This is a genomic window from Streptomyces sp. NPDC002536 (genome assembly GCF_053594995.1).
Genome location: NZ_JBSFWU010000030.1, coordinates 1 through 15,202, shown reverse-complemented (window position 1 = coordinate 15,202; position 15,202 = coordinate 1). Strand labels below are relative to the sequence as shown.

Below are 15,202 nucleotides of genomic sequence, written 5' to 3'. Positions count from 1 at the left end.
GTACGAACGCGGTGGCAGGGACCCGGATACGAGGGCGCATCGCCGCCGCCGTCAGCGTCGTGGGGGAGCTGCTGATCACCGCGGGAGTGATCATGGCGCTCTTCGTCGTCTACTCCCTCTGGTGGACGAACGTGCTCGCCGACCGCGAGTCCAAGCGCCAGGGCAGCCAGGTGCGCGACCACTGGGCCCGCCAGCCCGCCGGACCGGGTGCGCTCGACACCAAGGACGGCATCGGCTTCCTGCACGTCCCGGCCATGCGCAACGGCGAGGTGCTGGTCAAGCAGGGCACCGGCACCGACGTCCTCAACGAGGGCGTCGCCGGCTACTACGAGGACCCGGTGAAGTCCGGGATGCCGTGGGACAAGGAGGGCAACTTCGCCCTCGCCGCGCACCGGGACGGGCACGGGGCGAAGTTCCACAACATCGACAAGATCAAGAATGGTGACGCAGTCGTCTTCGAGACGCGCGACACCTGGTACGTCTACAAGGTCTTCGCGGAGCTGACGCAGACCTCCCGGTTCAACACCGGCGTGCTGGACTTCGTCCCCAAGCAGTCCGGGAGGACGAAGCCGGGCCGCTACATCACGCTGACGACCTGCACGCCCGTCTACACCTCGGACTACCGCTACGTCGTCTGGGCGCAGCTGGAGCGCACGGAGAAGGTCGACGCCAAGCGCACCCTGCCCGGGGAGCTGCGCTAGCCGCAGCGGGCAGCACAGAGCCCCGGTGCCCTCCTTCAGGAGAGGGCGCCGGGGCTCTGGTGTTGCGTCAGTGCTTCCGGCCGCCGATCAGGCCGCCGAAGAAGCCGCCGTCCTGGCCGCCGTTCTGGTTCCCGGGCTGGCCCGTGGAGTTGTCGCCGCCGGGCTGGCCGGTGCCCGCCGTGGTCAGGTTGACGGGCGTGTTCTTGTCGGCCTGGGTGCCGACGCCGGGCTGGGCGAGGACGACGATGGCGTTGTCGTCCTGCGGGCCGGAGATGCTGCCGACCGCGAGGCCCGCGTCCGTCAGCTGCTTCTTGGCGTCCTTGAGCTTCTGGCCGACGACGTTGGGCACCGCGGTCTTCTGCGCCGCACCCTTCGAGACGAAGAGCGTCACCGTGGAGCCCGGCTTCGCCGAGGTGTTGCCCTCGGGGCTCTGGCGGTCGACCGTGCCGGCGGGCTGGGTCGAGTCCTCGTCCTCGCGGGTCACCGTGAAACCGAGGTCGGTGAGCTGCTTCTTGGCCGCGTCGAACTGCGAGCCCACCACGGACGGCACGGTCTTGGACGTCGCCTGCGAGGCGACCGTCAGCGTGATCTCCGCGCCCTTGTCCGCCTTGGTGCCGGCCTTCGGGTCCTGGGCGAGGACGGTGTTCGGCGTCCGGTCGGACTCCTGCTGCTTCTGCTTGACCGTGAAGCCCTTGTCCTCGAGCGTGGACTTGGCCTCGTCGAAGCTCGCGCCCAGCACGTCCGGGACGGAGATCTTCTCCGCGCCCTTGGACACCACGACCTTGACCTCGCTGCCCTTGTCCACCTTGGCGCCGGCCTGCGGGTTCTGCTCGCAGATCTTGTCCTTGGGCTGGTCGCAGAACTTCGCCTCGCCCTGGACGACCTTGAAGTCCCCGTTGTCGCCCATCTTCTGGGCGTCCGCCAGCGTCTGGCCGACCAGGGTGGGCACCGTGACCTGGCCGTTGTTCGCGCTGCCGCTGAAGAGCGACTTGCCGATGAAGATGGCGCCGACGAGCACCAGGATGCCCGCGGCGACCAGCAGGATCGTCGACAGGTTGCTCTTCTTGCCGCCGCCCCGGCGCCCGCCGCGGCCGGAGCCGTCGTCGTAGCCGCCGTAGCCCCCGCCGTGGTCGCTCACGGGCGGCAGCATGGACGTCTGGCCGGCGCCGTGGTCCTGCGGGCGCAGCATGGTGGTCGGCTGCTCGTCGCCGTAGCCGCCCGCGCCGACGCCCAGCGCGCCGAGGGAGGCGGTGGCCGCCACGGGCTGGCCCTCCAGGCACGCCTCGATGTCGGCCCGCATCTCGTCGGCGGACTGGTAGCGGTAGTCCGGGTCCTTGGTCAGCGCCTTGAGGACGATGGCGTCGACCTCGGGTGCGATCTCGGGGTCGTAGGTGCTCGGCGGGTTCGGCTCCTCCCGCACGTGCTGGTAGGCGACGGCCACGGGGGAGTCGCCGACGAACGGCGGCCGGACCGTGAGCAGTTCGTAGAGCAGGCAGCCCGTCGAGTAGAGGTCGGACCGCGCGTCGACCTGCTCGCCCTTGGCCTGCTCGGGCGAGAGGTACTGGGCGGTGCCGATGACGGCCGCGGTCTGCGTCATGGTCATGCCGGCGTCGCCCATCGCGCGGGCGATGCCGAAGTCCATGACCTTGACCTGGCCGTTGCGGGTCAGCATGACGTTGGCGGGCTTGATGTCCCGGTGGACGATGCCGGCGCGGTGCGAGTACTCCAGCGCCTGCAGCACGCCGATGGTCATCTCCATCGAGCGCTCGGGCAGCAGTTTGCGCCCGGAGTGCAGCAGCTCGCGGAGCGTGGACCCGTCCACGTACTCCATGACGATGTACGGGATCGAGACCCCGTCCACGTAGTCCTCGCCGGTGTCGTAGACGGCGACGATCGACGGGTGGTTGAGCGAGGCGGCCGACTGCGCCTCACGGCGGAACCGGGCCTGGAAGGACGGATCGCGGGCCAGGTCGGCGCGCAGCGTCTTCACGGCGACGGTGCGGCCGAGCCGGGTGTCGTGGGCGAGGTACACCTCGGCCATGCCACCACGGCCGAGCACCGAGCCCAGCTCGTACCGGCCGCCGAGGCGACGCGGCTCTTCCATAGCTCCAGCCCTTCCGTTTTCCTGACCGCACCGGTGTGGGTCCGGCGGTGTGCTGTCCGGGCATACCGTACCCGGCGCACCGAGCCCCTTCCGGCCGCCACCGTCACCCGATACACGACCGGTACCGACCTGCGGCCCGGGCGCCGTCCAGGCGTGCGGGCTCACTTCTCCGTCTTGAGCACCGCCTCCATGACGCTCTTGGCGATGGGTGCGGCGAGCTTGCCGCCGGCGATGTCGTCACGCGTGGTGTCCGAGCCCTCGATCACCACGGCGACGGCGACCGGCGAACCGTTGTCGGTCTTCGCGTAGGAGATGAACCACGCGTAGGGGTTGCCGCTGTTGTCGACGCCGTGCTGAGCCGTACCGGTCTTGCCACCGACCTTGACGCCGTCGATCTGGGCCGCGGTTCCGGTGCCGTTCTGGACCACCGTCTCCATCATGCTCTGCAGCTTCTGGGCGTTGGCGGCGGAGAGCGGCTGGCTCATCTCCTTGGGCTTGTGCTGCTCGATGACGTTGAGGTTGGGCGCGCGCAGCTTGTCGACCATGTACGGCTCCATGAGCTTGCCGTTGTTGGCGACCGCGGAGGCGACCATGGCCATCTGCAGCGGGGTGGCGCGGTTGGAGGCCTGGCCGATGCCCGCCATGGCGTTCTGCGGACGGTTGTCCTTGGGGTAGACGCTCTTCACGGCGCGCACGGGCGTGTCGATGGTGTTGTTGAAGCCGAACTTCTGGGCCTCGTCCATCATCTTCTGGTTGCCCAGGTCCGCGCTTATCTTGCCGAAGACCGTGTTGCAGGAGTACTTGAGGGCGTCCCGCAGCGAGGCGTTCTGGCAGGGGATGTTGCCCTCGTTGCTCAGCTGGACGCCCGCGGTGTCCGGCAGGACCCACGGCAGCGGCGAGTCGGTCTTGGCGTCCGGGTCGGTGTAGAGGCCGTTCTGCAGCGCGGCGGCGGCGGTGACGACCTTGAACGTGGAGCCCGGCGGGTAGGTCTGCTTGAGCGCCCGGTTGAGCATGGGCTGGTTCTTGTCGTTCTGCAGCGACGTCCACGCCTTGGAGTCGTTGGCCCCGGCGATCGTCGAGGGGTCGTACGACGGGGTGGAGGCCAGCGCCAGGATCTTGCCGGTGCGCGGGTCGAGGGCGGCGACGGCGCCCTTCTTGTCGCCGAGGCCCTTGAACGCGGCCTCCTGCGCCTGGGCGTTGAGCGTGGTGATCACGTCGCCGCCCTTCTTGCCCTTGCCGGTGATCATGTCGACCGTGCGGTTGAAGAACAGCCGGTCGTCGTCGCCGGTGAGCACCTTGTCCTCGAGCTTCTCCAGCTGGTTGGAGTCGAAGACCTGCGAGGAGTAGCCCGTGACCGGGGCCCACATCTCGCCGTTCTTGTAGGTGCGCTTGTACTTGTAGTCGATGCCGCCGGTCTCCGTGGAGCCGGTCACGGCATCGCCGTCGACGATGATGTTGCCGCGCGGCTGGCTGTAACGGGCGATGTCGACACGGTGGTTGTGTTTGTTGGTCTTGAGCTCGTCGGCCTGGACGAACTGGATCCAGTTGTCGCGGATCATCAGTGCGAGGACGAGGAGACCGCAGAAGATTGCGATCCGGCGCACGGGCTTGTTCACGGGCGGACCACCTGGGTCATCTCGGCGTCGGGGGACGAGGCGGGGGAAGGGGCGGGGCGGCGCGCGGTGTCGCTGATCCGGATCAGGATGCCGATCAGGGCCCAGTTGGCGATGATCGACGAACCGCCGGCCGCCAGGAACGGCATGGTCATGCCGGTCAGCGGGATGAGGCCCATCACACCGCCGGCGACGACGAACACCTGCAGTGCGAAGGCACCGGACAGGCCGACCGCGAGGAGCTTGCCGAAGGGGTCGCGGGCGGCGAGCGCGGTGCGCACGCCGCGCTCCACGATCAGGCCGTAGAGCAGCAGCAGGGCCATCATCCCGGCCAGGCCGAGCTCCTCGCCGACGGTGGAGAGGATGAAGTCGGCGTTGGCGGCGAACCCGATGAGGTCGGAGTTGCCCTGCCCGAGGCCGGAGCCCAGGGTGCCGCCGGAGCCGAACGACATGACGGCGTCGCCGATCTGCTGGCAGGCGCCGCTCGGGTCCGTCTTGTAGCAGGCGAACGGGTCGAGCCAGGCGTTGACGCGCTTCTGGACGTGGGACTCGAAGGTGGCCACGCCGACCGCACCGACCGCGGACATCAGCAGACCGAAGACGATCCAGCTGGTGCGCTCGGTCGCCACGTAGAGCATGACGACGAACAGGCCGAAGAACAGCAGCGAGGTGCCCAGGTCCGTCTCGAAGACCAGGATCAGGATGGACACCGCCCAGACCGCGAGGATCGGGCCGAGGTCACGGCCGCGCGGCAGGTACATGCCCATGAAGCGGCGGCTGGCCAGGGCCAGGGCGTCGCGCTTGACCATCAGGAAGCCGGAGAAGAACACCGCGATGACGAGCTTGGCGAACTCGCCGGGCTGGATGGTGCCCAGGCCCGGGATGGAGATCCAGATCTTGGCGCCGTTCACCGCCGGGAAGAACATCGGGAGGACCAGCAGGAACAGCGCCACCGCCATGGAGATGTAGGTGTAGCGCTGCAGGATCCGGTGGTCCTTGAGCAGCATCAGGACGCCGATGAAGAGCGCGATGCCCAGCGCGGTGTACAGCAGCTGCTTCGGGGCGTCCGGCTGGAAGGAGCCGAAGGCGCTCTTGGCGCGCTGGATGAGCCGCGGCGACTGGTCGAGCCGCCAGATCAGCACCAGGCCCAGCCCGTTGAGGAGCGTGGCCAGCGGCAGCAGCAGCGGGTCCGCGTAGCGGGCGAACTTGCGCACCGCCAGGTGCGCGACGCCCGCCATCAGACCGAGGCCGAGGCTGTAGCCGAGCATCCCGGAGGGCATCTCGCCGTCCATGGCCAGGCCCACGTTGGCGTAGGCGAAGCACGGGATGAGCACGGCGAAGACCAGCAGGGCGAGTTCGGTGTTGCGCCTGCTGGGCAGCCCCACGGTGCTGATCGTCGTCGTGACCGTGGCGTTCGGCAGCGGTGACGTGGCTGACATGACTGGTTGGCCCCTTACCGCTTCACTACTGGGTGTTGCTGCACTGCGGGACCAACTTCTGCTCGTCCTCGGTGAGGGTGGGGGCCGGGTCGGCGGCCGGAGAGGACGGCGTGGCGTTCGGCTTCGGCTCTCCGGGCTTGTCGGCCTGGTTCGGGTTCTGCTTCTCGTTCTCCCGGCGCTGGGCCTCCGCCTTGCGGCGCTCGTCCTCCTTCTTGCAGGCGCCGGCGAGCGTGCCGAGCTCCTTGGCCTTCGCCTCGGCCTGGCTGCGGCTGCCGACCGTGATGGTGTCCACGACGCGGCTGCGCTGGTCGACCGGGAGGTACTTGAGTTCGATCTCCGGGTGGTCCTGGTACAGCTTGCTGAGGCTGACCCAGGCCAGGTCCTGGTTGATGCCCTGGTAGACGGCGACGTGGTCGTTGTCCTTGGCACCCACGTAGTACTGCGACTGCGTCCACTGCCAGCCGGCGTAGAGGCCGCCGGCGACGACGCCGAGACAGACCGTCAGGATCAGCGACCGCTTGAGCCACTTGCCGCGGCGGACGGGCTTGACGTACTCCTCGTCCTCGTCGAGGAAGGCGCCGAACTCCCCTTCCGGAGCGGCCCCGAGAGCCGGGTCGCCGCTGCCGGGCGGGCCGAAGCCGCCCTCCTGCGGGGGGACGGGCCGGCCCGAGCGGCCGAGCTCGGAGGCGCGGCCGGCCGGGGTCTGCATGGCACCGGCGTCGTTGAAGTGCAGCTGGTTCTCGGCGACCGCACCGACGATCACCGGGGTGTCGCTGATCTGCTGCGCCAGGGTGTCCCCGCCGTCCATGTCGAGGACGTCGGCGATGATGACGGTGATGTTGTCCGGGCCGCCGCCGCGCAGGGCGAGGCGGATCAGCTCCTCGACGGTCTCGTGCGGACCCTGGTAGCTGGCCAGGGTCTCTTCCATCGTCTGGTGGCTGACGACCCCGGAGAGGCCGTCGGAACAGATCAGGTAGCGGTCGCCGGCGCGCACCTCGCGGATCGAGAGGTCGGGCTCCACGTGCTCGCCGCTGCCGAGCGCACGCATCAGCAGCGAGCGCTGCGGGTGCGTGGTGGCCTCCTCCTCGGTGATCCGGCCCTCGTCGACCAGGCGCTGCACCCAGGTGTGGTCCTGGGTGATCTGCGTGAGCACGCCGTCGCGCAGCAGGTACGCGCGCGAGTCGCCGACGTGCACCAGGCCGAGGCGCTGGCCCGTCCACAGCAGGGCGGTGAGCGTGGTGCCCATGCCCTCCAGCTGGGGGTCCTCCTCGACCATGAGGCGCAGCTGGTCGTTGGCGCGCTGCACGGCGCTGCCCAGGGAGGTGAGGATGTCGGAGCCGGGGATGTCGTCGTCGAGCGTGACGAGCGTGGAGATCACCTCGGAGGAGGCGACCTCACCGGCGGCCTGGCCGCCCATGCCGTCGGCGATGGCGAGCAGCCGGGGGCCGGCGTAACCGGAGTCCTCGTTGCCCTCGCGGATCATGCCCTTGTGCGATCCGGCGGCGAAACGCAGTGACAGACTCATGCGCACCTCGCCCGTCGGCTCCGGGTACAGCCCCTTTCCAGCCACGCTGCCCACCCTCCGGTCGTCATGGTCCTAACTACTTCCGCAGCTCGATGACGGTCTTGCCGATACGGATCGGCGCACCGAGCGGGATCGGGGTCGGGGTGGTCAGCCTGGTCCGGTCGAGATAGGTGCCGTTGGTCGATCCCAGGTCCTCGACGATCCACTGGCCGTCGCGGTCGGGGTAGATCCTGGCATGCCGGCTGGACGCGTAGTCGTCGTCCAGCACGATCGTGGAGTCGTGGGCGCGGCCGAGGGAGATCGTCTGGCCCTGGAGGGCCACCGTGGTGCCGGTGAGCGACCCCTCGGAGACGACCAGCTTGGTGGGGGCACCGCGGCGGCCGCGCTCGGCACGCCGGCCGCCGGACTGCTGCCGGGGCTGCTGCGGCGGCGCGGCCTGCTGCGCGGCGCGCTGCTGCCGGCCGGTGTCGCCGCGGCGCGAGCCGCGCTGGGTCACGCGGGTGCCGAAGAGATCGCTGCGGATGACCTGTACGGCCACGATGACGAACAGCCACAGTACGGCGAGGAAACCCAACCGCATGACCGTGAGGGTCAGCTCTGACATTGCCCCCGCTTCACCCTTCGGCTTGCCGATAAACGATGGTGGTGCTGCCCACGACGATGCGCGAGCCGTCGCGGAGCGTAGCGCGCGTGGTGTGCTGCCCGTCCACCACGATCCCGTTGGTCGACCCCAGGTCCTCGATGGTGGCGGGGGTGCCGACCCGGATTTCGCAGTGCCGGCGGGAGACGCCGGGGTCGTCGATGCGTACGTCCGCCTCGGTACTGCGGCCCAGCACGAGGGTGGACCGCGAGATCTGGTGGCGGGTGCCGTTGATCTCGATCCAGCGCCGCGTCTGCGTGCCCTGCGCCGGGCCGGGGACCGCTGCGCCCGCGCGGGGCAGGGGCCGGCCGCCGGGGGGCGGGGACGCGGGCATGGGCGGCGCACCGGCCGGCGGACGCGCCGCCGGGTATCCGCCGCCGCCGTGGGTGACCGCGCCACCGGATGCGTACGGGGCGGCAGCGCGCTGCTGTGCGCCGTGCGGGTCCTGGGACTCGCTGGACGCGAGCGTGCGGCTGCGCACCCGGTACAGACCGGTGTCGAGGTCGTCGGCCTTCTCCAGGTGGACCTTGATGGTCCCCATGAAGGTGTACCGCTGCTGCTTGGCATAGTCGCGGACCATGCCTGCCAGTTCGTCGCCGAGCTGGCCGGAGTACGGGCTGAGGCGCTCGAAGTCCGGGGCGCTCAGCTCGACGATGAAGTCGTTGGGCACGACCGTGCGGTCGCGGTTCCAGATGGTGGCGTTGTTGTCGCACTCCCGCTGGAGTGCGCCCGCGATCTCGACCGGCTGGACCTCGGACTTGAACACCTTGGCGAAGGTGCCGTTCACGAGACCCTCGAGTCGCTGCTCGAAGCGCTTCAGTACTCCCACGGGGCACCTCCTTCCCTCAGTGACGTCTGTGATGCCCGTCGTCGGCTCAGTGTCGTTCCTGATACTGCTTACTGATCGTATCCACGCGTCGGGGAAACGGCCGGTTCCCCTTCGGCGCCAGGAGTGACGAGTGTCGCCTTCCTGCGGCGGCTCCGTCCTTCCGCTCGTCCTCACACGGATCGTAGAGGCGCCTACGAGCCAGTGTCCCGCAACCGGAGCGGTCCCCGCTCCGCCCCCGGGCCCCGGCCCGGGGCCCGGGGGCGGAGGCCAGGCGTGTGAAGGGACCCCGAACGACGTGCTAATGTTCTCGATGTCGGAAGGCGAGCGCGACGGAAACGAGCCGAAAGGTTCGGGAACGGAGCGGGAAGCAGGAAGACGCACCCATGCGCGGGTGGCGGAATAGGCAGACGCGCTGGATTCAGGTTCCAGTGCCCGAAAGGGCGTGGGGGTTCAACTCCCCCCTCGCGCACAGTGAGAACGGGCCGCATCGTCAAGATGCGGCCCGTTTTCGTATGCCCTTCTCCTGCCCTTCTCCCGTGCCGCAGGTGTGAGGAGCGTCTCAGGGGCGGGTCCCCCGCAGCAGGACGGTGCGGAACCGTCCTGCTGCGGTGCGTTGCCGTCAGGCCGTGAGGCGGGCGATCGCCTCGTCGGCGGTGAGCTCCTCGCGGTCGCCGGTGCGGCGGTCCTTCAACTCGAGGACGCCCTCGGCGGAGCGGCGGCCGGCGACCAGGATCCGGGGGACGCCGATGAGTTCGGCGTCGGTGAACTTCACGCCCGGCGAGACCCCGGCCCGGTCGTCGACGATGACGCGGACGCCGACGGCGGCCAGCTTGGCGGCGACCTCCAGGGCCAGTTCGGTCTGCAGGGCCTTGCCCGCGGCGACGACGTGCACGTCCGCCGGGGCGACCTCGGCGGGCCAGCACAGGCCCCGTTCGTCCGCGGTCTGCTCGGCCAGGGCGGCCACCGCGCGCGAGACGCCGATGCCGTACGAGCCCATGGTCACCCGCACCGGCTTGCCCTGCGGGCCCAGGACGTCGAGCTGGAAGGCGTCGGCGTACTTGCGGCCGAGCTGGAAGATGTGGCCGATCTCGATGGCCCGGCCGAGCTCCAGGCCCGTGCCGCAGGACGGGCACGGGTCGCCGGCCTCGACGACGACCACGTCGAGGTACTCGTCGACCTCGAAGTCCCGGCCGCAGACGACGTTCCGGGCGTGTGTGCCGGGCTTGTTGGCACCGGTGATCCAGGAGGTGCCGGGGGCGATACGGGGGTCGGCGAGGTAGCGGACGCCCTGCAGGCCCTGCGGTCCCACATAGCCGCGGACGAGGTCGGGGCGGCCGGTGAAGTCGTCGGCGGTGACGAGTTCGACGGCGGCCGGGGCGAGGTGGTCGGCCAGCTTGCCCAGGTCGACCTCGCGGTCGCCGGGGACGCCGACGGCCGTGATCTCGCCGTCCACCTTCACCAGGAGGTTCTTCAGCGTCGCGGAGGCCGGGACGCCGAGGTGGGCGGCCAGGGTCTCGATGGTGGGGGTGTCCGGGGTGTCCAGCTCCTCGGGCGCGGGGTGTCCGCTGCCGTCGGCGGGCCGCAAGGGGTGGGTCACGGCCTCGGTGTTGGCGGCGTAGTCGCACTGCGGGCAGTGGACGAAGGTGTCCTCGCCGGCGGCGGCCGGGGCGAGGAACTCCTCGGAGGCCGAGCCGCCCATGGCGCCGGAGACGGCGGAGACGATGCGGTGCTCCAGGCCGAGGCGCTCGAAGATGCGCCGGTACGCCGCGCGGTGCAGCCGGTAGGACTCCGCCAGGCCCTCGTCCGAGATGTCGAAGGAGTACGAGTCCTTCATCTGGAACTCGCGGCCGCGCAGCACGCCGGCGCGGGGCCGCGCCTCGTCCCGGTACTTGGTCTGGATCTGGTAGAGCATCACCGGCAGGTCCTTGTAGGACGTGCACTGGTCCTTCACCAGCAGGGTGAAGATCTCCTCGTGGGTCGGGCCGAGGAGGTGGTCGGCGCCCTTGCGGTCCTTGAGGCGGAAGAGCTCGTCGCCGTACTCCTCCCAGCGCCCGGTGATCTCGTAGGGCTCCTTGGGCAGGAGGGCCGGGAGGAGGACCTCCTGGGCGCCGATGGCGTCCATCTCCTCGCGCACCACGCGTGCGACGTTGTCCAGCACCCGCTTGCCGAGCGGCAGCCAGGACCAGACGCCCGCGGAGGTGCGGCGGACGTAGCCGGCGCGGACGAGCAGCCGGTGGCTGAGCGTCTCGGCGTCCGCCGGGTCGTCGCGCAGTGTCTTGATCATCATTCGGGACATGCGCTGGACCTCGGGCATGGGGAACTCCTGCGTGGGCTGAGAGCTTTGTACGGATTGCCGACGAGGGTATCCGCGCAGCAGCAGGGGGCGCCCGGAATTCCCGGGCGCCCCCTGGCGCAGGTGAGAGTGCCGGTCAGGCGGCGAGGCGGGCGGCCAGGGCCTTGGCCTTGGCGGCGGCCTGCTCGTGGGCCTCGGTGCGGGAGGCGTCCGACTTGCCGACCAGGTCGGCCATCGCGGGGACGGAGCGGGCCAGGGTGAGCTCGGGGGTGATGACGTCGACCTCCAGGCCGAACGCGCCGTTGAGCACCTTCTCCATGTACGTGGCCGCGAAATCGAAGCCGTCGCGCGGGGTGCCCGGCGCGTAGGAGCCGCCGCGGCTGGCGACGACGATGGCCGGCTTGCCGGCGACCGAGGAGTTCTCGCCGGCCGTGCGGCCCATGATGAGCACCTGGTCCACCCAGGCCTTGAGGCTGGAGGGAATCGTGAAGTTGTACATCGGGGCGCCGATGAGCACTGCGTCCGCGGCCTCCAGCTCTGCGGCCAGCTCCTCGCGCAGGGCGAAGGCGGCCCGCTGCTCCTCGGTGCGCTCGGCGGGGCCGGTGTACTGGGCGGTGATGCCGGCCGCGGTGATGTGCGGCAGCGGGTTCGCGGCGAGGTCGCGGTGGACGACCGTGCCCTCGGGGTGCTGCTCCTCCCAGGCCTTGCGGAAGGTGGCCGTGACATCGCGCGAGGCGGAGCCCTGGGGGAGGGCGGAGGAGTCGAGGATCAGCAGGGTGGCCATGGGAAGCTCCGGAATGATGAGGTGAAGTTCCGTACGGAACTATTGATAGCACAGGAGCTTACTTTTCTGCAGCTACCTACGGCAGGGGGGTACCCTGGGAACATGGCGGATCACGGTGAGCAGGCGTGCAAGAGCGTCGGCGAGGGCATGACGCGTGTCTTCGGGCTCTTCGGCAAGCGCTGGACGGGTCTGGTCGTGGCCACGCTGCTGGCGGGGCCCGCATACTTCGCCGACCTGCGGCGCGCCATTCCGGGCATCAGCGAGCGCATGCTCTCGGACCGGCTCACCGAGCTGGCCGCCGCGGGCCTGCTGCTGCGCGAGGTGGACGCCGGCCCCCCGCTGCGGGTCGCCTACCGGCTGACCGAGGCGGGCAAGGCGCTGGAGCCCGCGCTCAAGGAGCTGGGCCGGTGGGCCGAGCAGCACCTCGAGGGCGGCGGCGGCTGCCCCGAGCAGTTTCGCTGAGTTTCACTGAGGACGTCCGCGCCGGTCAGGGGGTGTTGTCGGTGGACGGCGGTACGGTCGGGGGCAGTTGACGTCTTCCGGCCGGGGGAGTGCTGCGATGTCACGACTGCCGTACGTACCGGGGTTCGCCAGGCCTGCCGAAGGTGTGGGCGGCAAGGCCGAGGGAAGGGCACTGCGGGAGCGCGTGCCGCGCTCGGCGCATGCCCACTGGAGACCTGCGCCCGGGCGGCCCGGGGCCGTGGAGGCGGTCGAGGCGTCGAATGCCGGGCGGCTGCCGGAGCTGACGCCGATCAGGGTCGGCCGCATGGCGGCCTCCCCCTTCGCGTTCCTGCGCGGTTCGGCCGGGCTCATGGGGCACGACCTGGCGGGCACGCCCGTCACCGGGACCGGCGTGCAGCTGTGCGGCGATGCGCACGCCGCCAACTTCGGCCTCTACGGCGATGCCCGCGGTGAACTGGTCATCGATATCGACGACTTCGACGAAACCCTGTACGGCCCGTGGGAGTGGGACGTGAAGCGGCTCGCCGCCTCGCTCGTGCTGGCCGGCCGGGAGGCGGGCGCGGCCGGGGACGTCTGCCGCGCCGCCGCGCGGGACGCGGTGGGCGCCTACCGGCGCACGATGCGGCTGCTGGCGCGGATGCCGGTGACCGACGCGTGGAACGCCGTCACCGACGAGGAGCTCGTCTCGCACGCGGAGGCGCACCAGCTGCTGGGCACGCTGGAGAAGGTCGCGGCCAAGGCCCGGCGCAACACGAGCGCCCGCTTCGCGGCCGGGTCGACGGAGCCGGACGGCAGGGGCGGCCGGCGCTTCGTGGACGCCCCGCCCGTGCTGCGCAGGATCCCCGACGGCGAGGCCGCGGCGGTGGCCCGCGCGCTGGGTCCCTATCTGCGGACGCTGCCGGAGGAACTCCTGCCGCTGCCCGCCCGGTACGCGGTGCAGGACGTGGCGTTCCGGGTGGTGGGGACGGGGAGCGTGGGCCTGCGCTCGTACGTGGTGCTCCTGCTCGACCACCGTGGCGAGGCCCTGGTGCTGCAGGTGAAGGAGGCGCGGCCGTCGGCCCTCCTGCCGTACGCGGCCGCCGCGGGCTTCGCCCAGCCGCAGGAGGAGACCGGGCACGAGGGGCGGCGCGTGGTGCTCGGGCAGAAGCGGATGCAGGTGGTCAGCGATGTGCTGCTGGGCTGGACGACCGTCGGGGACCGGCAGTACCAGGTGCGCCGGTTCCGCAACCGCAAGGGGAGTGTGGACCCGGCGGCGCTGGCCCCCGGCGAGCTCGACGACTACGGGCGGATGACCGGCGCCCTGCTGGCGCGGGCCCATGCGCACACGGCGGATCCGCTCGTCATAGGCGCCTACTGCGGCAAGGGGGAGCAACTGGACGACGCGCTGGCCGACTTCGCCGTGCGGTACGCGGACCGCACGGAGGCGGACCACGCGGAGCTGCTCGCCGCGGTGCGGGGCGGCCGGATGGCGGCGGAGACGGGGGTTTAGGGCGGGGCGCCCCTTACGCTGCCGGAACCGTTCCCCGCTCCCGGCGGGGTGCTCGTACCCTGGGCGCGTGATGAATCCGGAGGCGGACATTTCCGAGGACCCCGCGGCGGAGCGGCTGGCCCAGGCCGTGCGGGCCGCCGAGCAGGCGCTGATCGAGTTCGAGATAGCGGTGGAGACCTTCCGTGTGGAGGTCGAGAACTTCTCCCGGCTGCACCACCAGCGGCTCGGCCCGATGTATGCGCGTCTCGACGAGCTGGAGGCACTGATCGCGGAGGCCGTGGCCGCGCGCAGCGGCAGCGCCGAGGACGCCCGGCGGGCCCGGGAGGCGCGGGCCCTGGCGCAGCCGCTGCCCGGGGTGGAGGAGCTGCTCGGCGGCTGGATGGACTCCGAGGGCCTCTTCCCCGAGGCCACGGCCATGCTCACCGGACAGTCCGTGCAGCCGCCGAAGCGGGTGCGGGCCAGCGACGAGGTGCGCCGGGCCTACCGCGAGCTGGTCCGCAAGGCGCACCCGGACCTGGCGGCCGACGAGGCGGACCGGCAGCGGCGCGAGGAGTTCCTCGTCCGCGTCAACGCCGCGTACGCGCAGGGCGACGAGGCGTCGCTGAGCGCGCTGGCCGCGGAGTGGGCGGCGGGCCCGGTGCCGGGGCAGCGGCGGGCGAGCCGCAGCGAGGAGCTGTACGCCCGGCTGGAGTGGCTGGCCCAGCGAAAGGACATGCTCTCGTCGGTGGCCGCCGAGCTGGAGGCCTCCGCGATCGGCGCCATGATCAAGATGGCGCCGGACGACCCCGACGGGCTGCTCACGGAGATCGCCGACGGCCTGGTGGCGCAGATCGCCGAGCGGGAGGCCCGGCTGGCGTCGCTGGTCGGGTAGCGTCGGAGACATGGTTTTTGGTTCTGCTGTGCCCACGGTCGGTGTCGACGCCCTGTCCGCCGGTGACTTCCTGCTCGATGTCCGCGAGGCCGACGAGTGGGAGGCGGGGCATGCCGAGGGCGCGCTGCACCTGCCGATGAGCGAGTTCGTGGCGCGGTTCGGCGAGCTGACGGAGAAGGCGCCCGAGGGCGGCAGGATCCACGTCATCTGCCGGTCGGGCGGGCGGTCCGCGCAGGTCACCAACTATCTGGTGCAGCAGGGCTTCGACGCGGTGAATGTGGACGGCGGCATGCAGGCGTGGGCGGCGGTGGGCCGCCCTGTGGTGGACGGTGCGGGGGCCTCCGGCGCCGTGATCTAGGGCGTCTCCGGCGGATCTTCGCGCCCCGTCAGGGGCGCGGGGAACTGCGCGATCAGCCACCGACGGCCTGCAGCCGACGCACCACCCCAGGGGT

13 protein-coding genes and 1 tRNA gene are annotated in these 15,202 nt (G+C 71.0%); 6 read left to right on the top strand and 8 right to left on the bottom strand.

Annotated features, from left to right (window positions below; translation table 11 throughout):
* Positions 1 to 11: 11 nt before the first annotated feature.
* Positions 12 to 701 (top strand): class E sortase, encoded by a 690-nt coding sequence (locus ACWD4B_RS13940; protein WP_451420950.1) that lies wholly within the window; start codon positions 12 to 14, stop codon positions 699 to 701.
* A gap of 67 nt (positions 702 to 768) precedes the next feature.
* On the opposite strand, the gene pknB is transcribed toward ACWD4B_RS13940, so the two are convergent.
* From pknB to ACWD4B_RS13910, 6 genes are all read right to left on the bottom strand, one after another.
* Complete coding sequence (gene pknB, locus ACWD4B_RS13935) at positions 769 to 2,805, bottom strand: Stk1 family PASTA domain-containing Ser/Thr kinase (RefSeq protein WP_451420949.1); 2,037 nt, start codon at positions 2,803 to 2,805, stop codon at positions 769 to 771.
* A gap of 161 nt (positions 2,806 to 2,966) precedes the next feature.
* Complete coding sequence (locus ACWD4B_RS13930; RefSeq protein WP_336410271.1) at positions 2,967 to 4,421, bottom strand: penicillin-binding protein 2; 1,455 nt, start codon at positions 4,419 to 4,421, stop codon at positions 2,967 to 2,969.
* On the bottom strand, positions 4,418 to 5,857 hold the full coding sequence (locus ACWD4B_RS13925; RefSeq protein WP_451420948.1) for an FtsW/RodA/SpoVE family cell cycle protein: 1,440 nt from the start codon (positions 5,855 to 5,857) through the stop codon (positions 4,418 to 4,420). Before ACWD4B_RS13925 ends, ACWD4B_RS13930 begins: the two co-directional genes overlap by 4 nt.
* 25 nt (positions 5,858 to 5,882) lie before the next feature.
* Entirely contained in the window at positions 5,883 to 7,382 is a 1,500-nt protein-coding gene (locus ACWD4B_RS13920) for a Stp1/IreP family PP2C-type Ser/Thr phosphatase (protein ID WP_451420988.1), read from the bottom strand.
* A 76-nt stretch (positions 7,383 to 7,458) separates the two neighbouring features.
* A complete protein-coding gene (locus ACWD4B_RS13915; protein ID WP_451420947.1) occupies positions 7,459 to 7,986 on the bottom strand; it encodes an FHA domain-containing protein FhaB/FipA in 528 nt (175 codons plus the stop codon).
* Between the two features lie 10 nt (positions 7,987 to 7,996).
* Positions 7,997 to 8,851: an FhaA domain-containing protein gene (locus tag ACWD4B_RS13910; RefSeq protein ID WP_414168592.1), complete on the bottom strand. Its 855-nt coding sequence runs from the start codon at positions 8,849 to 8,851 to the stop codon at positions 7,997 to 7,999.
* A 385-nt stretch (positions 8,852 to 9,236) separates the two neighbouring features.
* Between ACWD4B_RS13910 and ACWD4B_RS13905 the strand changes: the two genes are divergently transcribed.
* Positions 9,237 to 9,320, top strand: a tRNA-Leu gene (locus ACWD4B_RS13905).
* Between the two features lie 150 nt (positions 9,321 to 9,470).
* On the opposite strand, the gene ACWD4B_RS13900 is transcribed toward ACWD4B_RS13905, so the two are convergent.
* The gene (locus ACWD4B_RS13900) at positions 9,471 to 11,165 is read right to left on the bottom strand and encodes a proline--tRNA ligase (RefSeq protein ID WP_451420946.1); all 1,695 of its coding nucleotides are present in this window, start codon (positions 11,163 to 11,165) and stop codon (positions 9,471 to 9,473) included.
* A 115-nt stretch (positions 11,166 to 11,280) separates the two neighbouring features.
* On the bottom strand, positions 11,281 to 11,928 hold the full coding sequence (locus ACWD4B_RS13895; protein WP_451420945.1) for an FMN-dependent NADH-azoreductase: 648 nt from the start codon (positions 11,926 to 11,928) through the stop codon (positions 11,281 to 11,283).
* 102 nt (positions 11,929 to 12,030) lie between these two features.
* Between ACWD4B_RS13895 and ACWD4B_RS13890 the strand changes: the two genes are divergently transcribed.
* From ACWD4B_RS13890 to ACWD4B_RS13875, 4 genes are all read left to right on the top strand, one after another.
* Entirely contained in the window at positions 12,031 to 12,390 is a 360-nt protein-coding gene (locus tag ACWD4B_RS13890; protein WP_336410265.1) for a helix-turn-helix domain-containing protein, read from the top strand.
* Positions 12,391 to 12,487: 97 nt separating this feature from the next.
* Positions 12,488 to 13,879 carry a DUF2252 domain-containing protein gene (locus ACWD4B_RS13885; protein WP_451420944.1) on the top strand — a complete coding sequence of 464 codons (1,392 nt, stop codon included), beginning with the start codon at positions 12,488 to 12,490 and terminating at the stop codon, positions 13,877 to 13,879.
* 70 nt (positions 13,880 to 13,949) lie between these two features.
* Complete coding sequence (locus tag ACWD4B_RS13880; RefSeq protein ID WP_451420987.1) at positions 13,950 to 14,750, top strand: hypothetical protein; 801 nt, start codon at positions 13,950 to 13,952, stop codon at positions 14,748 to 14,750.
* Between the two features lie 10 nt (positions 14,751 to 14,760).
* Complete coding sequence (locus ACWD4B_RS13875) at positions 14,761 to 15,108, top strand: rhodanese-like domain-containing protein (RefSeq protein ID WP_451420943.1); 348 nt, start codon at positions 14,761 to 14,763, stop codon at positions 15,106 to 15,108.
* Positions 15,109 to 15,202: the final 94 nt, after the last annotated feature.